This window comes from Mesorhizobium sp. B2-8-3, from assembly GCF_006440815.1.
GTDB lineage: Bacteria > Pseudomonadota > Alphaproteobacteria > Rhizobiales > Rhizobiaceae > Mesorhizobium.
Map to the genome: position 1 here is coordinate 500,792 of NZ_VFTW01000001.1, position 20,215 is coordinate 521,006.

Annotated in this window: 15 protein-coding genes and 1 pseudogene; 7 read left to right on the top strand and 9 right to left on the bottom strand. The window is 64.8% G+C overall.

Going from position 1 to position 20,215, the window contains the following annotated elements; all coding sequences use genetic code 11:
* Nucleotides 1-32: 32 nt before the first annotated feature.
* From FJ418_RS02725 to xth, 3 genes are read left to right on the top strand one after another with little or no spacing between them, the layout of a single operon-like run.
* Nucleotides 33-218, top strand: coding sequence for a DUF3606 domain-containing protein (locus FJ418_RS02725; RefSeq protein ID WP_140863378.1), 186 nt, complete (start codon nt 33-35; stop codon nt 216-218).
* 55 nt (nt 219-273) lie between these two features.
* Nucleotides 274-2,184 (top strand): DNA ligase D, encoded by a 1,911-nt coding sequence (gene ligD, locus FJ418_RS02730; protein ID WP_281407554.1) that lies wholly within the window; start codon nt 274-276, stop codon nt 2,182-2,184.
* Nucleotides 2,181-3,011, top strand: coding sequence for an exodeoxyribonuclease III (xth, locus tag FJ418_RS02735; RefSeq protein ID WP_140863380.1), 831 nt, complete (start codon nt 2,181-2,183; stop codon nt 3,009-3,011). The genes ligD and xth overlap by 4 nt, the downstream gene beginning before the upstream one ends.
* A 118-nt stretch (nt 3,012-3,129) precedes the next feature.
* Here xth and FJ418_RS02740 read toward each other — a convergent pair whose 3' ends face one another.
* The gene (locus FJ418_RS02740; protein WP_140863382.1) at nt 3,130-3,720 is read right to left on the bottom strand and encodes an SOS response-associated peptidase; all 591 of its coding nucleotides are present in this window, start codon (nt 3,718-3,720) and stop codon (nt 3,130-3,132) included.
* 59 nt (nt 3,721-3,779) lie between these two features.
* Here FJ418_RS02740 and FJ418_RS02745 point away from each other — a divergent pair, with 59 nt between their 5' ends.
* Nucleotides 3,780-4,286: an SOS response-associated peptidase gene (locus FJ418_RS02745; RefSeq protein WP_140863384.1), complete on the top strand. Its 507-nt coding sequence runs from the start codon at nt 3,780-3,782 to the stop codon at nt 4,284-4,286.
* Between the two features lie 55 nt (nt 4,287-4,341).
* Nucleotides 4,342-5,428: pseudogene (gene dinB, locus FJ418_RS02750) on the top strand (DNA polymerase IV).
* Nucleotides 5,429-5,595: 167 nt separating this feature from the next.
* Here dinB and FJ418_RS02755 read toward each other — a convergent pair.
* From FJ418_RS02755 to FJ418_RS02790, 8 genes are all read right to left on the bottom strand, one after another.
* Nucleotides 5,596-6,525, bottom strand: a complete 930-nt coding sequence (locus tag FJ418_RS02755; RefSeq protein WP_140863386.1) for a zincin-like metallopeptidase domain-containing protein — start codon at nt 6,523-6,525, stop codon at nt 5,596-5,598.
* Between the two features lie 275 nt (nt 6,526-6,800).
* Nucleotides 6,801-6,986: a hypothetical protein gene (locus FJ418_RS32305; RefSeq protein WP_140863388.1), complete on the bottom strand. Its 186-nt coding sequence runs from the start codon at nt 6,984-6,986 to the stop codon at nt 6,801-6,803.
* Nucleotides 6,987-7,524: 538 nt separating this feature from the next.
* Complete coding sequence (locus FJ418_RS02765) at nt 7,525-8,112, bottom strand: hypothetical protein (RefSeq protein WP_140863390.1); 588 nt, start codon at nt 8,110-8,112, stop codon at nt 7,525-7,527.
* Between the two features lie 449 nt (nt 8,113-8,561).
* Complete coding sequence (locus FJ418_RS02770; RefSeq protein WP_140863392.1) at nt 8,562-10,232, bottom strand: ParB N-terminal domain-containing protein; 1,671 nt, start codon at nt 10,230-10,232, stop codon at nt 8,562-8,564.
* Nucleotides 10,233-10,546: 314 nt separating this feature from the next.
* Nucleotides 10,547-15,652, bottom strand: coding sequence for an N-6 DNA methylase (locus tag FJ418_RS02775; RefSeq protein WP_140863394.1), 5,106 nt, complete (start codon nt 15,650-15,652; stop codon nt 10,547-10,549).
* An 83-nt stretch (nt 15,653-15,735) separates the two neighbouring features.
* Nucleotides 15,736-16,134 carry a DUF3085 domain-containing protein gene (locus FJ418_RS02780; protein ID WP_140863396.1) on the bottom strand — a complete coding sequence of 133 codons (399 nt, stop codon included), beginning with the start codon at nt 16,132-16,134 and terminating at the stop codon, nt 15,736-15,738.
* Between the two features lie 11 nt (nt 16,135-16,145).
* A complete protein-coding gene (locus FJ418_RS02785) occupies nt 16,146-16,745 on the bottom strand; it encodes a DUF1419 domain-containing protein (protein WP_140863398.1) in 600 nt (199 codons plus the stop codon).
* Between the two features lie 44 nt (nt 16,746-16,789).
* Complete coding sequence (locus FJ418_RS02790; RefSeq protein ID WP_140863400.1) at nt 16,790-17,836, bottom strand: DUF3991 and toprim domain-containing protein; 1,047 nt, start codon at nt 17,834-17,836, stop codon at nt 16,790-16,792.
* Between the two features lie 414 nt (nt 17,837-18,250).
* Here FJ418_RS02790 and FJ418_RS02795 point away from each other — a divergent pair, with 414 nt between their 5' ends.
* Both FJ418_RS02795 and FJ418_RS02800 read left to right on the top strand, forming a co-directional pair.
* A complete protein-coding gene (locus FJ418_RS02795) occupies nt 18,251-18,925 on the top strand; it encodes a DUF6088 family protein (protein ID WP_181166816.1) in 675 nt (224 codons plus the stop codon).
* The gene (locus tag FJ418_RS02800; protein WP_140708258.1) at nt 18,915-19,958 is read left to right on the top strand and encodes a nucleotidyl transferase AbiEii/AbiGii toxin family protein; all 1,044 of its coding nucleotides are present in this window, start codon (nt 18,915-18,917) and stop codon (nt 19,956-19,958) included. The genes FJ418_RS02795 and FJ418_RS02800 overlap by 11 nt, the downstream gene beginning before the upstream one ends.
* Nucleotides 19,959-20,215: the final 257 nt, after the last annotated feature.

A 20,215-nucleotide genomic window follows, 5' to 3' on the forward strand; every position in this document is an offset into this window, starting at 1 on the left:
GTAACCGCGCGGCCATGGGACAGGAGACGATAATGGCAGACAACAAATCGAAGCGAGGCGCCGCAGACCGTCGGCAGGTCTCCGGCGGTGAAGGCTACGAGGTCAATTATTTCGCCCGCAAGCACGGTATCAGCAGAGAGCAGGCCGAAGCCCTGATCAAGCGGGTCGGCAACGACCGCGACAAGCTCAATGCCGCCGCGGAGAAACTGAAGAAATAGGCTGCGGATTGCGAATGGCGTATCGAGCAGTTGGGTTTTGTTTGAGTCAGGTCAGGTGAGCAAGTCAGCTTTGCGTCGGCCCACGATCAAAGGATCTTCAACTACCCTTGCGAAGCCAGCCTCGCGCGGCGCAGCCAAACTCGCGCCACCCGCGTTCCGGCCGGTCCAGCTTGCAAAACTGGTGGACACGGTTCCCCCTGGCGACCGCTGGATCCACGAAATGAAATACGATGGCTACCGCATTCTTGTCGCTGTGGGCGGCGGCGAGGCGCGCGCCTATACGCGCTCCGGGCTGGACTGGTCCGACCGATTTCCGTCCATTTTGGCGGAGGCGCGCAAGCTCAAGGTCGGCTCCGCCCTCATCGACGGAGAGGCGGTTGTCATGGACACCGAGGGCCGATCCAGTTTCCAGGCGCTGCAGAACGCGTTGAAGGGCGCTCCCGCGAGCATCGATTTTTATGCCTTCGACCTGCTCCAGCTTGATGGGGAAGACCTGACGAGGCTGCCGCTCCTGCAGCGCAAGGGGAAACTGCAGAAAATCCTGCCGGCGAAGCACCCCGTCCTCCGCTACTCCGATCATATTCAGGGCCGCGGCGAAGAATTGCTGAACCGCTTCTGCGACGCCGGGCTCGAGGGGGTTATCTCGAAGCTGGCGGATTCGGACTATGTGGGCGCCCGCGATGGAAGCTGGCTGAAGATCAAGTGCATCAAGCGTCAGGAATTCGTGCTTGTCGGCTGGACGCCGTCAGACAAGGATCGCGCGTTTCGATCGCTGATCCTCGGCGTCCATGACGGCGGAAAGCTGCGCTATGCCGGCAAGGTCGGGACCGGTTTCGATGCCGCCGGGATGGCCCGGCTCATGAAGACCATGGCGCCGCTCGAGCAGAAGGCGGCCACGGTCGAGGCGCCGCGTGCGGAGGTCCGCGGCGCGCACTGGCTGCGTCCCAGGCTTGTGGCCGAGATCGCCTTCACCGAGATGACCAATGAAGGAACACTGCGCCATCCAAGCTATCTCGGCCTGCGCGAGGACAAGAAGCCGGAAGCGGTTGTGCTCGAGACGGAACACCGCACAGCGACCCTGCCGCCGCCGGCGACAAACGCGGTCGCGATCAGCAATCGCGCTCGCGTCATCTACCCCGAATCCAACATCACCAAGGGACAGCTTGCCGATTATTATTCCGACATTGCCGCGATCATGCTTCCCTGGGCCGGCAGCAGGCCGATCAGCCTGGTCCGCTGCCCGCAGGGGCGCGCCAAGAAATGCTTTTTTCAGAAGCATGACGCCGGTAGCTTCGGCGATAAGGTCCATCACGTCGGGATCACCGAAAAGGATGGCCATGAGGAGCCCTACCTTTACGTCGACGATGCCGAGGGGCTTTTAACCTGTGTCCAGATGGGAACGATCGAATTCCACGGATGGGGAGCGCGCATCGAAGACGTCGAGAAGGCCGACCGCCTTGTGTTCGACCTCGACCCCGACGAGGGACTGGATTTCGAGGCGGTCCGCGCTGCCGCATTCCAGTTCCGGGATATTCTGAAATCCATTGGGTTGACCTCCTTCCCGATGCTGACGGGCGGCAAGGGCGTGCATGTGATCGCGCCGCTCACGCCGCGCGCTGAATGGCCCGAGGTGAAGGCCTTCGCCTCCGGGCTTGCTCAGGCGGTCGCGCAGAGCGACCCCAGCCACTTCACGGCCGTGTTGTCGAAGGCCAAACGCAAGGGGCGGATCTTCGTCGACTATCTGCGCAACCAGCGCGGCGCCACGGCAGTCATGCCATATAGCGCCAGGTCGCGGCCGGACGCCCCGGTCGCGGCACCTGTCACCTGGGCGGAAATGAAGACGATCTATGCGCCCTCGCATTTCCATGTCGGCGATGCGCCCGAGCTGAAGAAGCGCGCCGCATCGAAGGCCCTCGCGGGCTGGGGCCGGGCCGATCAGTTCCTGCCGGACCTCATGAAGCCATGAGGATCGCCACCTACAACGTCAACGGCGTCAATGGCCGCCTGCCAGTGCTGCTGCGCTGGCTTAAAGAGGCAGCGCCGGACATTGCCTGTCTCCAGGAACTCAAGGCGCTGCAGGAGAAGTTCCCGGAAGGGCCGATCCGCGACCTCGGCTATGACGTGGTCTGGCATGGCCAGAAAAGCTGGAACGGCGTCGCGATCCTGAGCCGGGTCGGCAACATCCACGAAACGCGGCGCGGCCTCCCCGGCGACCCCGACGACCCCGACGACCCCGACGACCCCGACGACAGCCATAGCCGCTACATCGAAGCAGCAGTCAACGGCATCCTGATCGGATGCCTTTATCTTCCCAATGGAAATCCAAGGTCCGGCCCGAAATTCGACTACAAGCTGCGCTGGTTCGACCGCCTCATCGACCATGCAGCCGAACTCGTCGCGTCCAAACAGCCGGTGGTGCTGGCAGGCGATTTCAACGTCATGCCTACCGAACTCGATGTCTACAAGCCGGAGCGCTGGCTGGACGATGCTCTGTTCGCGCCGGAGGCGCGCGCCGCCTACGCGACGCTGCTCAAACAAGGCTGGACCGACGCGCTGCGCGTGCGTCATCCCGGTGAGAAGATCTACACGTTCTGGGATTATTTCCGCAACGCCTTCGGCCGCAACGCAGGTCTGCGTATCGACCACCTTCTGCTGAGCTCGTCACTCAAGAAGCGGCTGATCGACGCCCAGGTCGACGTCGAGGTGCGCGGCTGGGAAAAGAGCAGTGATCACGCGCCGGTCTGGATCGAGCTCTCGGAAAAGGCAGCGCCTCGCGGCCGTTCGAAGGCCTAACGAACGAAGCAGCCCAGGGCGTTGGTTGCTCGCCAATGATGAAACCTTCCGCCGCATAGCTGCGGCGCCGACGGGCCTACCCCAAATCGCGACGGCATTCAGCAGCGCGCACCTCGCATCACCCGACCTGCTCCACGACCAGCGTCCCCGCCTGAAGCGGCTTGATCAGCGATTTGGCGGACACCGAGGGATCAAGCCAGCTCGCCCAATCCTTGCGCTCCAGGATCACGATCTGCCGATCGTGATACGGGGCGATGTCCGGACCGGGTTCCATCGTGAGCATGGTGAACGCCTCCCCGACATCATTGGTCTCGCGCCAGATCCCGGCAATGCAGAAGATCGGCTCGTCGCGCTTGGTGAAGAGCCACTTGTCCTTGCGCTTCTTGCCCTTCTCTGTCGGTTCGGTGAATTCGTAAAAGCCGTCGGCTGGTATCAGGCAGCGGTTCGAGGCGAACTCGCGACCGTCCGAGCGGAAGTTGTAGACCGGCCTCTTGTTCTGTCCGGGCCAGCTCCACCGGCGCTGAACAAGGTCGCCCTCGCCGCTCGCGCCGTCGACGGGGCGGATAATCGGCCCGATATCCGTTATCTTGATGTCCTCGCGCGCCTGGATGTTCGGCGCTCCTTCACTGAAGCGGATCTTGATCTTGAGATCGGCGAAATCCTCCACGATCGAGGCGACGTCCACCATCAGCCGATAATCATTGCACATGTCTCACCTGTCTCTGCGGCATTGCGCGGCGGCTGTGTTCCTGTTATGTTCTTTTGGCGATGCGCGCAACAGTTTTCGATTCCGACACCCCGCTCGATGAACCCCGCGTCATCATAAGACGCTACGGCGGCGATGTTGAGATGCTCAAGCTGCCGTGGGGACTTCAACCGAAGGAACCAGGCGGGCGCCCCTTTACTGTGGTGCGCGCAGAGGATCGATTATTCCCGAGCCATCGCTGCCTCGTGCCGGCGTCCGAATTCCGGCACCGCAGCCAGGGGAAGAACTACAGTTTTCGCCTCGCCAACGATGACTGGTTCTATTTCGCCGGCATCTGGCGACCGGCGACGCGCGATTGGCCGGAAGCCTACGCAATCCTCACGATCCAGGCCAATGACGACATCGCGCCTTACCATGATCGCCAGATGGCAGTGCTGCGCCGAGACCAGCGCTCGGCGTGGCTGGACATGACGCGTCCCGAGCACGAAGTGCTTCGTCCCCTTTCCGGGGGCAGTTTTCGGATTTCCTGCCTCCATCAGGGGCGCGCGCAGGCTGAATTTGCGATCTGAGAGCTGTATATCCGGTAGCACAAGCTCATATCCTTGCGAAGTGCATTGCAGGCATATGGCCCCTGACCGCAGCGCCGACCAGCGTAAGATCATCCATGTCGACATGGATGCGTTTTACGCGTCGGTCGAACAGCGCGACAATCCGGCCCTGCGCGGCAAGCCGCTTGCCGTTGGCGGGGCCGCTGCGCGCGGCGTGGTGGCTGCCGCAAGCTACGAGGCCCGCGCCTTCGGCGTTCGCTCCGCGATGCCTTCCGTCACGGCAAAGCGCAAATGCCCCGAGCTGGTCTTCGTGCCGCCCCGCTTCGACGTCTACCGTTCCGTCTCGGCCCAGATCCGCGAGGTGTTCGCCGAACATACCGATCTCATCGAACCGCTCTCGCTTGACGAGGCCTATCTCGACGTGACGCAGAACAGGCTCAACATTTCGTCTGCCACGACGATCGCCGAGATGATCAGGGCGAAGATCCTGCTGGTGACCGGTCTCACCGCTTCCGCCGGCATCTCATACAACAAATTCCTCGCCAAGATGGCGTCCGACCAGAACAAGCCAAACGGCCAGTTCGTCATCACGCCCCGCCATGGGCCCAGGCTTCGTGGAGACGTTGCCAGTCAAGAAATTTCATGGTGTCGGTCCCGCGACGGCCGCCAAGATGGAGGCGCTGGGCATCGAGACCGGCGCCGATCTCAAGGACCGCTCGCTTCCCTTCCTGCAGCAGCATTTCGGAAAGTCAGGGCTCTGGTACCATCAGATCGCGCGCGCCATTGACGAACGCGCGGTCGAGCCGGATCGGCCGCGCAAATCGATCGGCGCCGAGGACACGTTCGCTGCCGACATCCTGGAGCTCGCTGCAGCAATCGCCGAACTTAAGCCGCTGACAGCCAAGGTCTGGGGACACTGTGAAGGCAAGGGCATCCGGGGCCGGACGATCACGCTGAAGGTCAAATTTGCCGATTTCCAGCAGATCACGCGCAGTCGTACCGTGTCGGTGCCACTCGAGTTCTCTGACTTCGACCGTCTCGCAGCCGATCTCCTGAGTTCGGTGTTTCCAGTACAGAAGGGAATCCGGCTGTTGGGCGTCACGCTTTCGTCGCTAGGCGATGTGTTGCCGCCGGAACAACGGCAACTTCGGCTGGAACTTTAGGATGGCCGCGGAAAGGAAATCGGCCGCCGGCTCTGGATCAGCCCGTGTGGGGATCGATTTCGCGATTTATCTGAAAGCTTCTCCGGCATAGTCATCGGCCGGCACGGCCGAGCGAAACAGAGGGGGAGACACATGGCCTCCCCTCTCCGAATGTTGATGCGTGAACATCAGGCGGCCTCGCGTTCTTCTGCGGCCTCGGGCTGAAGACCATGCAGGAAAGCGACGGCGCGTTGCGCATGGGCAGCGGCCGAAAAGATCGCGCGCTTGTCGTCGGCGAGGACTTTCAACCATGAGCCGAGGTAGCTCGCATGGTCCGGCCGGGGCTCGAGCTCCGGCGCGATACCAAGATCGGCGCAGAGGAAGCAGCTTCCGAGCTCGGCGATCAGTTCCTCGCGCGCTCGCTCGCTGCGATCCTTGGCGTAGCGGCTAAGGTCGCGGTTCACGCGATGCGGCGCCGAGGTCCAGTGGGTGGCCTCGTGACTGAGCGTGGCAACGTATGACGCGGCGTCCCGGAACGTCTGGAACGGCGGCATCTGGATATGGTCGGTCACCGGGGCGAAGTAGGCGCGATCCCCGCCATGCCGGATTAGCGCCCCAGTATTGGCAAAGAACTGGTCGGCATGCTCGATCCGGGCGACCGGATCGCGCACCGGCTCCGCCTGCCGTCGATAAAACTGGTCCGGCAGGCCATCGATTTGCGCTATGTTGAAAACGGAATACGCCTTGAGAAACGGGATCTCGCGGTCGATTTCCTCGCCCTGGGTGTCCGTCTCCGTCCTGGTGAAGCGGCTGGCGAAGACCACCATCGAGCCAGTCTCACCCTTGCGAACCCCGCCGCCAAGTTCCAGCGCCTGCTTGAATGTCATCCACATCGGGCTGGAAAAGCCGCGGACGACAGCCTCCGACCAAAGCAGCAGCACATTCATGCCGTTATAGGGCAGACCATTATGCCTGAGCGGCCGGGTGACGCGGCCGGAGGCATTGCTCGATTGCCACGGCTGCATCCAGGGACGGATGCCCTTCTCCAGCTCGGCTACGATGCGTTCGGTGATGCGCGCATAGATATCGATGCGATCTGCATTTTCTTTCCTGGTCATTTCATGAACCTCCAGTTGGAGGCCGCGCCGATCGCGGCCCCGTCACGGGGTCCGCTTGGGCGGAGCAGGAAGGCGGGCCGCGCACCCGACCGGGGTCCCGTCGTGCTCGCACGATGGGGTGGTCATGGGCCGCAGCGACAGCGGAGGACGGCGAAGCCGTTGCGCTGACTGCCTGGCTCCGCCAGGACCTCGGGGCAGGACGGGGCGCGAGCGGGCGTCATAAACTAGCAAGGCGGCGCTGGCCGCCACCTGAATGCAGTCGGGAGAAGGTCGGTTCAATGAACCGACCGGCCACCACTATAGGGATCGTATTCGAAGAGGATTTCGACATCGGCGTCGTCGAGCTCATCGGCTGGCATGACACCAAATTCGTTGTCGACCTGGAAGAGGATAACCGGGACCATGAGAGTGCGGGCGAGGGACCAGGCGGCCTTTTGGGCGAGTATGAGATCGTGTGACATCTGAGGGCTCCATCTTGGAGCGGGCCAATTCCCGCTTGATGGCTCCGTCAGTGTGCGGAGGCGGGCGCGATCACCCGAAGGCGTCAGCCGAGCGGCCGCAGCATGCTAGCGGACCCCTTGCGGGTTGATCGGAAAGATCCGAAGCCGCACCAGGAAAGCCATCACGAGAGAGCGGGATTGGGCGTGAAGGAGCCCGGCCTACCGATCGGGCCGAGGCTGGCGAAAGGAGCTGGTATCGGCGGCCGTCCTTGAAGCATCATGCGCCGGAAGCGACGTCCGAACCCCGGTGCAAAAGTCGCGCACATGAAATCGCTGGAACAAGACTTGCCGTGTCGAGGTGGCCGCCACGGGCGGAAAATTGGCAGACGATGCGGCCATATTTGCTCGGGCGCACCGCATGGCAGCAGGTCGTCTCTCCCTTCGTCCGCCAGGAGACGGCACTCGCGACGGCTAGGCCCCGCGCAGTTGATGCGACGGACGAATGAGCCGGGCGTGCTCGCCATGAAGGAGGGCGGGACCGGAGCCCCGCCCTCGGCGTTCACCCGAGAGCCGCCATCTGCAATTCGGCTGCCTTGCGGTCGACGGATTGGCCGGGGTTTTCGACCGGGCGCTCGAACGGCTTCCAGACCTCGCCTACAACCTGCTCGTAGGCTGCGGTCGCTCCCTCCGCCGCCACGCGCAGCGCATGGGCCTGTAGTGCCATATCGGCGGCGAACTCACGCTTGCGCTGGGCAGCACTGTCGAAGCCGACCGGACCTGCGACGTCTTCATCCCGATCGTCGCAGGCCGACTTGGCCGTCGCGTCCCGTGCGTCGGACACCGCCCGGCTGTAGAACTGGCCGGCCCCGTAGGCGGACCCGACAAAGGCACCGACGATGCGTTGCAGGTGTATCTGCATGGCGCGTTCCCCAAGCCCCTCGTCGAGCGCTGCGGCCGTGTCCACGATGAGCTTTTCGTGCAAGTCGCGAATGCCGTCGCTGTCGAGCACCGGGAGGCCAAAACTCTCCGAGATGAGCGAGCACTGTGCGGCGTCGGGACACACGAGCCGGATCATTTGGAGGGTAGTGCCCTTGCGGAGCGGAGCGACGCGGGCGGTTGCGCGGGTATTGACGGCTTTCTTGGTCATTGCATGTCCTTTCTTCAGGTTCTCCGGCCAGGACCGGCTCCGTGCCGGCCCTCCTTCGGGCGCGGACCAAAAGAACCGGCGGAATGACGGGCGCTTCAGGGTACGGGCGGGCCGAGACGAGCATGGAAGGTTTGCGGCCAAGCAGGGCTTTCTTCAGCCCTCGCGCGGGACGCGGGCCTGCCATGTCGAGACCGGACCGATCCGGCCGCCCCGCGGCGCGGAACGCGACCTTGAAGCGGATGGCCGCCGGTTCAGGACCGCATGAAGCCCGAGTGAGGACCGGCACGGGGCCTCGACCTCGACATTGGAAACGAAGGACAGGTGATCATGACCACCTGCCGATTCACCGACCGGAGGTGTCTCGGCACGCACACCACGGTCAAGGTTGAAAACGATGCCGCCGCCAGGCGAACCTGACGGCGGCGAAGCGATTAAGAGGCAGGCGAGGTCTATTCGGCGGCCTCGCGATAGCCCTCCTCGGACCCGTCTTTCTCGGAAGGCTGGTCCTCTCCACTCAGGCCGTCGACCTCAGGCCCAGCATCATCCTCGGCCTCGGTGATGGTGCTCTTGGACAGCCATTCGGTCAGGCTCGTCGCGTCGTGAGCAAACAGCGCGGCCGGGTGGACGAAATGGCCCTCCTTGAAGTGCTCGACGAGCGCGGCGCGCGTGTCCTTTACGCGCGCCCGCGGCAGAACCGGCGTGTCGGCGCAGGAGCCCTCAAGCGCCGGACGCGACAGACAGGAGAGGAAGTCCTCGGTGCCCATATTGGCGAGGAAGCCGTCTGCCCCGATCGCGCCGCCGGCGACGAGCGCCACCACGCCCGACTTGCTCATGCCCTCGCGGCAGGACAGCGCATCGATCAGGACGCCCCGGGCCGCGATGCGCAAAGTCTCGGGGTCGAAGGCGAACTTGCCCTCGGCATCGAAGAGGGTGGCGGCGTGCCGAGGCATACGGCGACCGAAGCTATGATCGCCGCCGGCGCCGGAATCGACGCGCACGTTCTGGCCAGCGAAGGCGAGAACGAGCAACGCCAACAGCGTATTGTCCTCAATCGGCGCCCGCGACAGCGCCTCATGGAGAGCATCGGTGCGCAGGTCGCCGATCATCTCGATCCCCTTACGGGTCACATCGGGACGCGACTTCGGCATGACCACCGCCTCGGCGGCTTCCGTCGCGTTGGCCTTCTTCTTGGCCTCGGGCAAGCGGAAGTGGACGGTCTTCACCTTTCCCTCGCGGTCGAGATACATCGCGGCGTGATCCGACTTCTTCGGCGTGCCATAGACGCGTTCCGCCTTTGGCGGCAGCTTCACCTCGCCATAGGTGTTCGACTCGGTGATGACGCCCTTCTTGGGCAGGTTCTGCGTCATCCATTCCTGCTGGGCGCCGAGGAAGGCGTCGACGTCGGTGGTGTACCGGCTGTCTTGGTCGGCCGGTGCGAACAGATCCTCCACCCAGGCGATGCCGTAGGCCTCGCGCAGCTCGTCGCCAAAGCTTGCGTCGCGCGCGTACATGCGTCGCTTGGTGAGACCGTTAGCGATGTTCCACCACGAGACCTGCGGATCGCCCTTATTGGGCTTTCTGGCTTTCCAGACCTCCTTCTGCTCCTCAAGCGAAGCGGCCGCTATAGTGCGGAGCTGCTGCTCGTTCGGCATATCCCCCTTGGCCATGGCGTCGAGCATCGCCGGCAGCACATTGGCGAGCAGCCGCAGCTTCTTGACCTGGCGTACCGACTGCGCGAGGGCGATCGCAATGGACTCTTCGGTCCAGTTCAGCGCGACGAGACGCTCAATGGCGCGCCACAGATCGACCGGGTTGAGCTGCTCGTGCGTGATCGACGTGGCCAGCGAGCGCATCGCGCCGCCGTCCTCGGCACGAGGCACGACCAGAACGGCGATCTCTTCGAGACCTGCAGCGACCGCCTGCTTCGCGCGCCGATGACCCTGATCGATGACGAAGCCATTGCCGCCATCGGCTTCAGCGAAGACGATCAGCGGCTCGACAACGCCGATGGCCTTGATCGTCGCCAGCAGCAAGGCGTCGGCCTGAGGGCTGGACTTGGCGCGCCGCGCCTTGTCAGGATTGTCCTTGAGCGAGCGCGGATCGACAAACTTCAGTTCCATGGGAATGCTCCTTGGAGGGTTATGGACAGGCCCGTCGCCGGTCCTTTCTCGTCTTCTTTCCGAAGACATCCCCCGGCCCGCGGAGCGGGCGGGACGGGGCAATTGCGCTGGAGCATCCCTGCCCGGCTGGCCAAGCGGGGCTTCTTCAGCCCTGCGCAGAATGACGGGCCGGGATTGCGACGGGCGCGATTGAGCGTCAGCGTCGGCGGACCACCCGATCTGCGAGCGGTCCTCCTTGCTTTTTCGCTTCCCTGCTCCCTTCTGGAACGCCCTCCACCGAGCCGGCGAAGGCCGCTCAGAACCTTGGGGACAGGTTACGCCGCCCGCACCTCAGCGGGCCGTACGCCGTCGATGTCTTGCGACAGCGAACTTTCGATTTCGGAGAGCTGGCGGCGCTTGTCGGCCAACTCGTCCGAGAAGGCGAAGGTGCTGCCCTCGCGAGAGCGATAGGACGCGAGCCGCCGCTCGGCCTCCGCGAGCCGGTGGCGTGCGCGCTCCTGTTCTGCCTCCAGATTGCCAAGGATATGTTCGAGCTTTGCGATCGCGCCGAGCGGCGTGGTGGTGACGGGCAACTCGACTTCCGTCGCCGCGCCGGTGCGCAGCAACATGGTGGCGTAACGATAGCCGTCCTGGCCAAAGCGCTCGCCGCAATATTCGAGTTCGAACCCGCCGATCGCGGCGATGGCGCGGGTGCCAGCATGCTGGAGCTGCACCTTGGTCAGGATCTCGGTCATCAGGGCGCGGCCGGCGAGCTTGCGCTCGACGTATGTCGCGTCGCCCACGCTCATGCGGAACGCCCCGCCCGTCGTTGGAACCAGCCGCGCGAGGTCCTGGCCGATCTCGCCAATGCCGCGTGTCGAGTGTTCGATGTGGCGCTCGGCATCGCGGATCTGCCGGCGAATGGCGAACTGGTCGTCCTGATGCGCGGACCGGAGCCGCTCGAGCCGCGCGATATCAGCTTCGAGGCCGGCCTTCTGCATCAGGCGCGGGTCGCCCGAGGCAATCGCCTTGGCCATGGCGAACTGGCTGGCCTGCCCTTCGCCGACGTCGTCAAGCCGGCGCACCGAGGTGTCGCCAGAAAGTGCCGCGGCGATGAAGCGAGCCTTGCGCTCGTTGTTCTGCCACATCTGGGCATCCATCGAGCCTTCGGTGGCATAGGCGAAAATGTCGACGATGTCGTGCTGGTTGCCCTGCCGCAGGATGCGCCCCTCGCGCTGCTCGATCTGCGAGGGGAGCCAGGGCACGTCGAGATGATGCAGCGCCTTGAGCCGGAGCTGGGTATTGACGCCGGTGCCCATCGTGTCGGACGAGCCGATGAGGAAGCGGACTTTACCCGCGCGGACATCGCCGAACAGCCGCTGCTTGGCCTCCGACTTCCTGAAATCCTGCATGAAGGCGATTTCGGCCGCCGGCACGCCCATGCGCACCAGCTCGTCGCGGATCCAACGATAGGCCGAGAAGCCCCGCGTCCGCTCAACATTGAGCGTGCCAAGATCGGAAAAGATCATCTGCGCGGCGCCAGTCAGCTCGAACGGCTTGCCGTCCGGCCGGACATAGGCTGCGTCTGCGGTGTCGCGCCAGATGCGGTAGGCATTGACGATGAGGTCGTTGAGCTTGTTGCCCGGCTCATTGTCATTGTCCGGATCGACGAGGCGGAGGTCGATCGCGGCATGGCGACCATCGGTGATGACCGAGAGCAGGATATCGTCGCCGGGCTCGGGTGGCGCTTCGCGCTGTTCGATCGCCTTGATGCGGGCATCGAGGAGAGCCTGGTAGCGCTTGAACGCGACCGATGGTTTGGAGGTTCTGATCTGCCGCGTGCCGGTCGAGAGAGTCGGCACCTTGACATAGTCGCGCAGATCCTCGGGCATGACCACATCCGCGAAGGTGCGGAACATGGCGATCAGCTCAGGGACATTGACGAAGGTGGCGAAGCGGGTGACCGGCTTGTATTTGCCGTTGGGCTGCAGCTCGAGGTCGGTAGTGACGTCGCCGAAGGTCGAAGCCCAGGCATCGAACTCGTGGAGGCCACGCTCGGACAAAGCCGCGTAGCCGAGGTAGCGCTGCACCGAGAACATCTCGCCCAGCGTGTTGGTGATCGGTGTGCCGGAGGCGAGGACGAGCGCCCGGCCCGGGTTCCTGGTCTCGATGAAGCGGGATTTTACATATAGGTCCCAGGCGCGCTGCGAGCCGTTCGGATCGATCCCCTTCAAGGTTGACATATTGGTCGCGAAGCTGAGCTTCCTGAACTCGTGCGCCTCGTCGACGATGATCTGGTCGACGCCGATCTCGGAGATGGTAAGCAGGTCGTCCTTGCGGGTGGCGAGGGCCTCCAGACGTTCCTTGAGGCCTTCCTTCAGCCGCTCGAGGCGCTTGCGCGACACGCGATCGCCGTTTTCGACCTTGGTGAGCAGGACCTCATAGAGCTCGAGCTCGTCCTGAATCATCTGCTGTTCGAACGCGGACGCAACGCCGATGAAGCGGAAGGCGGAATGAGTAATGATGATGGCGTCCCAATTCGCCATGGCGGCGCGGCTGAGGAAGCGGCGCCGCTTGGCCAAGGTGAAATTGGTCTCGTCGGCGACGAGGATGCGGGCCGTCGGATAGAGCGCCAGGAACTCGCGCGCGGCCTGCGCCAGGCAATGTCCTGGGACGACTATCATGGCCTTAGCGATCAGCCCGAGCCGCTTCTGCTCCATGACGGCGGCCGCCATGGTCATGGTCTTGCCGGCGCCGACAGCGTGCGCGAGATAGGTCGAGCCGGCCGAGATGATGCGCCAGATACCGCGCTTCTGGTGCCCATAAAGAGAAAAGGCGCGTGAGGCGCCCGCAAGTTGCAGATGGTCCCCGTTGAACTTTCGCGGGGCGATGTTGTTGAACCGGTCATTATAGACCCGCGCCAGCCGGTCGGTGCGGTCGGGATCGGACCAGATCCAGGTTTGGAAGGCCGTTTTGATCTTGGTGAGCTTCTCCTTGGCCGCCTCGGTGTCGACGACATTGAGCACGCGCCGTTCGCTGTCGCCGTCCTTGACGGTGTCGAAGATCTGCGGCATGCGGCTGTTGAGCGCGTCGGTGACGAGCTCGCCGGCATGCCGGCGCTCGGTGCCCCATTCGGACGTGCCGGCCGCCATGTAGCCGAGCTGGCGCGCGTCGACCGTCCACGAAGCGAGCTCAGGCATGTGGTGGATGCGGATCTCGGCGCCCATCGTGTCCTTGACGAAGGCGACCACATCGGCGGCGGGAATCCAGGGCGCGCCGAGACGCGCGGTAATGTCGGATGGGCCGAGATCGGCAGGCTGGACAGCGACGAGGGCGCTAACGTTGCGCTCGAAGGCGGGATCGAGAGCCGCGGCAGCTTCAGCGGCCTTGAGCTTGCCGCGGACCTGGCCGGAGAGATAGGCGTCGGCGGTCCGCCAGGCGCCGCTTTCCGGATCGCGGAAGATCGCCTCGCCCAGCTCGGCGATGACGGCATCCGCATCGTCATGCAGCAGCTCGCCGATGTGATCGACATCGACATGACCGCGCTCGTTGAGCACGACGGCCAGAGCATCGGCGGCGCACGTGATGATCGGCGCCGAGGGCGGGGCGATCACCCGTTCGGTGAAGATCGGGCCCGGCCGCGCCGTGTCGGTCTCGAGGTCATAGTCCTCGATGGACGCGACGAGCCAGCAATCGGGATCGTCAAGGAACGGGGCGAGGTTTGGGCGGCGATGCGTCTCGCGCACCTCGCCGGTCTCCGGGTCCTCGCTGGTCGAGACGACCGTGGTGTTGATCGGGCCGAAGGCGCGGACGAAGTTGGACCAGGCGATGCGCAGCTTCACCTGCGCCGGCTTCCACGGCCGATCGAGCTCCTGGGCCTTGAGGACCTCGCGCACCGCGTCGCGGATCGGGATCAGCTTGCGGATGATATGGGCGTGCTTGTCGGGCACGCCGTCGGCGGCGCGGCCCTTGCGCACGGTGATGGTCACGGGCGCGCCGTCGACCATCTGCGTCAGCGCGGTGTTGGCCGCGATGAAGTAGCTGCCCTCACGGATGCCGCCGCCGTCGGCACCGAGGCCATCCCGGGTATCGCTTACGCAGACGGCATCTGGATCGATTTCCTCAGGCTCGCCGTCATAGATGGCTTCCGGGAGAAGGGAGACCGCGTCCGACAGCGCCCGCGCGAGGTCGGCGCCAGAACGGGGGAGGCAGGTGTAGGCCTCGCCGAACGGTCCCGACGCCGTTGCGTGCGTACCGAGCACGAAATCCGGTTGCCGGGCGAGCCAGCGGTTGATGCGGATCGCGCCATCGTCGCCATGGGCTGGACGGACCTCGTCGGTATCGAGCCACGACAGATCGCCTTCGGCCTCGCCGTGCCCTCGCTTGCGGAAGAAGAGGACGTCCACCGCCACATCGGTGCCGGCGTCGGCCCGGAAGCTGCCCTCGGGAAGGCGGATGGCGGCGACGAGATCGGCGGTCTTGCCGATGTGCTCGCGTACCGAACAATCCGTCTTGTCCATGGTGCCCGAGCTGGTGACGAACGCCGCGAGACCGCCGGGCTTCAACAGGTCGATCGAGCGGGCGATGAAGTAATCATGCAGGCGCAGCCCCATCGACCTATAGGCACGATCCGAGCGGACGATACGGTTTGAGAAGGGTGGGTTGCCGATGGCGAGATCGAAGCCAGCCGGCAAGTCGGTGCGGGCGAAGTCGGCGTTGAGAATGCGTGCCCGAGGCTGGAGTAGCCTGGCAATTCGCACGGTCACCGGATCGAGCTCGACGCCGGTGACGTGCACCTGGTCGCGCAGCTTTGCCGGCATCAGGGCCGGAAACAATCCCGTGCCGATACCCGGCTCAAGCACCCTGCCCCCACGCCAGCCGAGACGCACGAGGCCTGCCCACATCGCGCGGACGATGAACTCTGGCGTGAAGTGCGCATACTGCGTGCAGCGCGCGAGCGAGGCGTAGTCGGTGCTCGACACCATCTCCTCGAGCTCGGTGCCCATCGCGTCCCAGCCGGCGCGGAAACCATCGTCGCCGGGACGGCGAAACACGGCATTGGCGAGCTCGGAGGCACCGAAGCCGGTGAAGCGGATCAGCCGCGCCTGTTCCTCGCGCGTCGCCGGCCGATCGGCGCTCTCGATTTCGGCGGCGAGCCGCATCGCATCGAGATTATCGCGGGCTCGCTGCTTCCAGCCCCGGCCAAGACCGCGATCGGTCTGGAGGACGAAGTCATCGCCACCGAGCCCGGCCGCGCGGCGCGGCGAGTGGACTGGCGGGGAGGCCGGCTGTGGCTCCGGCACGGCGGGCGTCGGAGTCTCTTTAGTTTTGGGCTCGCCAGCGCCGAAGTCGTTGCCGAAGGCGGTGACGCCGAGACCGAGGCCCGACGAGAGCGTGGCGGTGTTGAACAGATCGAGCGTGAATGGATCGTCGTTGGACATCTGGAGAAATCCTCGTCGTGAAGGCGCGCGCGAGCCCCCGGCCGAGCGGGTCGGCCAGGCGATCGACGTCGCGGGTTGGGAAGTCAGCGGGTGATCAGCGAGAGCGCGATTTCGGTCTCGGTGAGTTCGATGTTGAGGTGAGTAGCCCGCAGGTTGCGGTCGAACAGCGGAAGCAGACGCTCGGCCTCGATGAACTCGATGCCGTCATCGGCGCCGAAGTGGCGGCGCTTGTAGTCCCACCAGTCAATGTCGCCCCTGGGGTGGCATTGCTCGGCATAGATGACGAGCGCGCGTGTCCCTTCGACGAGCCTGCCGTTGGACATGATGTAGACGCCCTCGTCGCCGACCAGCCACAGACCCGGCCTCTCGCCCTCCCCGGGGCGGGTGCCGTGGTAGGGATTGCGGAAGCCGCCATTGGCCGCGGCATCCTCAATTCCGTGCTCTATGACCTTGCGCACCGCTACGATCGGGAAGGTAAACATCGCCGCCTCCCTCACGCCGCTGCGCGGACGGGGAGGTGCCTGAGATGCACCGGCAGCTTGGCCGCGATCTCGTCATCGGTCAGGTCATCGAGCAACTTCTGCTCGGTCGTCCCCAGGCCGTAGACGAGGATGGTGCGTTTGCCGCGATGCTCGGCTCCGAAGCGCTCCCCGGCGTAGCCGCGGTACTCGTCATGGGTCGCGCTCCAGACATGCTCGAGGCGCTCCGCACGCGTCATCGCCTTCACTGGCCAGGACTCGCGCTCGACGATGGCGTCGCGTATCTCGACCGGCGAGCGCGGCCGCGCGAGGTCGCAATAGGCGTGAAAGTAGCGCGTCTTGCCGTCGATGCGCAGTGTGTAGAAGACGCTGGTCACGCTCTCGGACAGGAACTCGCGCAGGGCGAACATCTCGCCGCGCATCCGGAGCGGCGGCAGCAGGTCGAGCATGTAGTCGTGCTCGGCTCGCGCGATCTCGAACCACTCGCCGGCGAACAGGCCGCTGTCGTCATTCTCCCAGCGATTGGGCCGCCGGGCGTGGCGGTCGAAGAGGCGGAACATCTGCCGGCGATCGGCGACGCCGAAGTAGATCTTGCGGATGGAGGATTGGGTCATGGGGAGGCTCCTGGCCTTGTGCGGGCCGGAGCGCGGTTCATCCCCTATGGATCACCATCTTCTTCGGCTCTTCCGGACCCCTCCCCCGCGGCCGCCTCTCCGCCCGGGCGGGTCAAGGGCCGGCGCGAGCCGGGCGAAGCTTCACCCTTGAGGCGACCGGCGGGCATGCGGCAGCTCCCTCCTTCCTCCCCTTCTGCTTCCGCTTTCATTCTCAGATCGGCGTTCCAGTCGTCCGCCACAGGTCGAAGGCGATCACCGCCGCACCCAGCTTCCTCCCCCAGTCCGAGCAGGCGGTCGGCATAGATGTCGCCCTGTTTGTTGTTGTCGGTAGCCGCGACGAGCTCAACACCCGGCTTGGCGGCAAGCGCGCGGAGCGCCGCATCGGTTGCCGGCGACCAGCCGCCGCCGGTGCTGAGATAGAGCGTGTCGGCGCGAAGGCCCTCAAGCGCGGCAAGGCTCATGGCATCGATCGCCGCTTCGGTCACGCAAAGGCGCAGCGCATCAGGACGGCCGAGGCGGCACAGCACCTTGGCGCCGCCGGCGGCAAAGCCGCGCCAGTCCGGTCCGCGTTCTTCCCAGCCGGTAACGGTGCCGTCGGTGTCGACATGGGCAGCCCACATCGAGCCGTGCGGGCCTTCGCGCAGAATGCCGGCGCTGATTGCGGCGCGGACGATGCAGTCGGGAAGATGGCGAGCGTCGGTGAGATAGCGCCAGGTCGCCGATCCGCGCCATGGCCTGCGCCGTGCGTGCCAGCGCTCCGGTATCGACAGGTCAGGCTCCCGCTCGCGGGATACCCGCTGCCAGACCGGCGCGGACGGCACGAACCCGACGAGGCTGGCGACGTCGTTCATTGCTTCGACGAACGGCACCCTCTCGAGATGTTCGACCAGGCGAAAGACATCGCCTTTGTCGTCGCCAAGCGGGTCGAACCAGCCCTTGCCGTCATGGATGACGATGATGATCGACGCCTCACGGCGATACTTCATCGCCTTGCGCGTGCTCTCCTTGACGTCGAGGGCGAACCCCGCGCGCTCCAGCACCGCAGCGCAGGGCACCTTGTCCTTCAGCCTTTCAAGTTCTGCTTTTTCCATTTTCGCCCGCGCACCTTTGCAGCGCTTCCCTTCTATTCGGTTCTCGCCCAAACACTCGGGCAGGAACAGGAGGCCGCGAAGAGCAAGGCGGGCAAGGGCGCGGCATGCAACGCGGCGATAGTGACGGGTTGCGCCGCGGCGCAGCTTCCCTTGCCGGGCGCGGCACGCAAGCGGCACGGCGCGCCACCGTCAGTCTCGGTGACGCTCCCCCTCGGCGACCACTGCACGCATCGCGTCGATGTCCATTTCCGCAAACGGAGCGAACCGGGCGACCTCGCAGCCCACCTTTGGCCCAGTGGTAGAACTCGGCACGGGCAGGGCAGCGTGGCGTTGCGCGAGCGTTGTCCGAAACTTGTTGCATTGTTCGGACTTTGAACCCTTGCTGCTGTCCGAAACTTGTGGCATATTTCGGACATGATCACGGTGACACCTGAGACCGACACTCGCAGGCGCGTGCTTGCACGCATCCAGTCCAAGCCCGACGAGGTGTGGACGCCGGGGGACTTCGCCGATCTGGGCGCGCGTGCGGCGATCGACAAGACGCTGCAGCGGCTGGCGGCGGCCCATGAGCTGCGCCGGATCGATCGTGGCCTCTACGATCGACCCCGGACGAACAGCCTGACCGGGCGAGCGACTGTGCCCGACTATCGGGCCGTGATCCGGGCTGTGACCCGGCGCGACAATGCGCGGGCCGTCATCGATGGCATGACGGCAGCCAACGATTTGGGCCTCACCACGGCCGTGCCGGCAAAGATCGAGGTGCTGGTCGACGCGCGATTGAAACCGATTAAGCTGGGCACCCAGGAAATTCACTTCAAATACGCGGCGCCAAGTCGCCTCTATTGGTCTGGGCGGCCGGGGATGCGGGTCGTCCAGGCATTGCATTGGATGCAGGACATGCTCGCCCAGGAGAGCGAACGAGAACGCATCCGCACGGAGTTGCGCCGCCTGCTTGACGATCCGAAGCATGGTGAGGCTATCCGCGAGGACCTGCGCGGCGGGCTTTCCGCGGTGCCGATCTGGATGCAGGAGTTCTTGCGCGAGTTGCTCGTACCCAATGCTTCGGTCGAGGCAAGCCATGAGCACTGACGCTTACCGCCAAATCATTGCCGCGCCACCACGCGACAGGCTCGACCTGTTCCTCGCCACGGCCAATCGCATTGGCGCTCCGGTGGGCAATGTGGAAAAAGACTTCTGGGTCTGCTGGACACTCAATGCGCTCTATCACGAGCGGCCCGCGAGCGAGCCGCGGCTGCTCTTCAAGGGCGGCACCTCGCTGTCGAAAGGCTATGACCTCATCAAGCGGTTTTCCGAGGACATCGACGTTACCGTGTTCCGCGGCGACCTCGAGGAGCCAGCCTCAGTCGAAGAACTCGAAGCGCTGTCCAATAAAAAGCGCCGCGCCAAACTCGACGCCATTCGAAACGCATGCCGCGCCTATATCACCGGGCCGCTCAACGCGTTCCTCGCCGCTCAATTGGCCGACGTCACCAATGGGGCAGGACGCGTGGAGGTCGATGACGCCGATCCCGACGGACAGACCTTGCTGCTGTGGTACCCAGAGGTGGAGCCGCGTGACAGGGCATATGTTCGACCGGCCATACGCCTCGAGTCGGGCGCAAAATCGGCGCTCGATCCCCACGGGCCGCTGACGATCACACCCTATGTCGCCGAGGAAGCGGCCGGCACAGATCTGGCCGTGCACGAAGTGACGACGATCGAGGCGGCGCGGACCTTCTGGGACAAGGTGGTCATTGCTCATGGGTTGCGCCGCTGGTTTGAGCAGCGCGGGGAACTTCGACAGGAGGGCCAGCGGGTGTCGCGCCACTATTACGACCTGCACTGCCTTGTGCAATCGGACACCGGCAAGGCTGCGCTCGCCGACCTCGATCTCGGCGCCGATTGCGTGCGGCATGCCCGCATGTTCTTCGATCGCCCGGACTTCGACCTGGCCTCCGCCGTCCCCGGAACCTTCGCGATCGAGCCTGCGAAAAAAATGGCGGATGCGCTCGCCCGCGACTACGCCAACACGACCGCCATGATTTTCGGCGCGGCACCGAGCTTTGATGATGCTCTGGCCTCGGCCCGACAGATCGAAAAGGCCCTGAACGCCGGCAGCTAGCGCGCCGGCCAGATGCGCCTGCGGCCCCGATGCTAAATCAATCGCCTCCTTCCTCGACAGGCTGGCGGCGCAGCTTCTGCTTCGCCGGGCCGAAGCGACCTAAGGTCTCTAGCTATGATTTTTCGCGCCGAGATCGCCACCCCGTACGCCTCCTGAGCGCGAGACCCTGTCGATAGGTTAGACACCTTTGAGTTGGAAATCCGCTTTCGACGACGGCACCCCCCCACGATAAGCACGTTGGTTCCGCTGTAGGTGCG

Coding starts and splice junctions, on each gene's coding strand:
- FJ418_RS02745 (WP_140863384.1), top strand. CDS start 3,780: ATGCGCGCAACAGTTTTCGATTCCGACACCCCGCTCGATGAACCCCGC.
- FJ418_RS02800 (WP_140708258.1), top strand. CDS start 18,915: ATGAGCACTGACGCTTACCGCCAAATCATTGCCGCGCCACCACGCGAC.
- FJ418_RS02790 (WP_140863400.1), bottom strand. CDS start 17,836: ATGGAAAAAGCAGAACTTGAAAGGCTGAAGGACAAGGTGCCCTGCGCT.
- xth (WP_140863380.1), top strand. CDS start 2,181: ATGAGGATCGCCACCTACAACGTCAACGGCGTCAATGGCCGCCTGCCA.
- FJ418_RS32305 (WP_140863388.1), bottom strand. CDS start 6,986: ATGTCACACGATCTCATACTCGCCCAAAAGGCCGCCTGGTCCCTCGCC.
- FJ418_RS02725 (WP_140863378.1), top strand. CDS start 33: ATGGCAGACAACAAATCGAAGCGAGGCGCCGCAGACCGTCGGCAGGTC.
- FJ418_RS02780 (WP_140863396.1), bottom strand. CDS start 16,134: ATGTTTACCTTCCCGATCGTAGCGGTGCGCAAGGTCATAGAGCACGGA.
- FJ418_RS02755 (WP_140863386.1), bottom strand. CDS start 6,525: ATGACCAGGAAAGAAAATGCAGATCGCATCGATATCTATGCGCGCATC.
- FJ418_RS02785 (WP_140863398.1), bottom strand. CDS start 16,745: ATGACCCAATCCTCCATCCGCAAGATCTACTTCGGCGTCGCCGATCGC.
- FJ418_RS02775 (WP_140863394.1), bottom strand. CDS start 15,652: ATGTCCAACGACGATCCATTCACGCTCGATCTGTTCAACACCGCCACG.
- FJ418_RS02795 (WP_181166816.1), top strand. CDS start 18,251: ATGATCACGGTGACACCTGAGACCGACACTCGCAGGCGCGTGCTTGCA.
- FJ418_RS02740 (WP_140863382.1), bottom strand. CDS start 3,720: ATGTGCAATGATTATCGGCTGATGGTGGACGTCGCCTCGATCGTGGAG.
- FJ418_RS02770 (WP_140863392.1), bottom strand. CDS start 10,232: ATGGAACTGAAGTTTGTCGATCCGCGCTCGCTCAAGGACAATCCTGAC.
- FJ418_RS02765 (WP_140863390.1), bottom strand. CDS start 8,112: ATGACCAAGAAAGCCGTCAATACCCGCGCAACCGCCCGCGTCGCTCCG.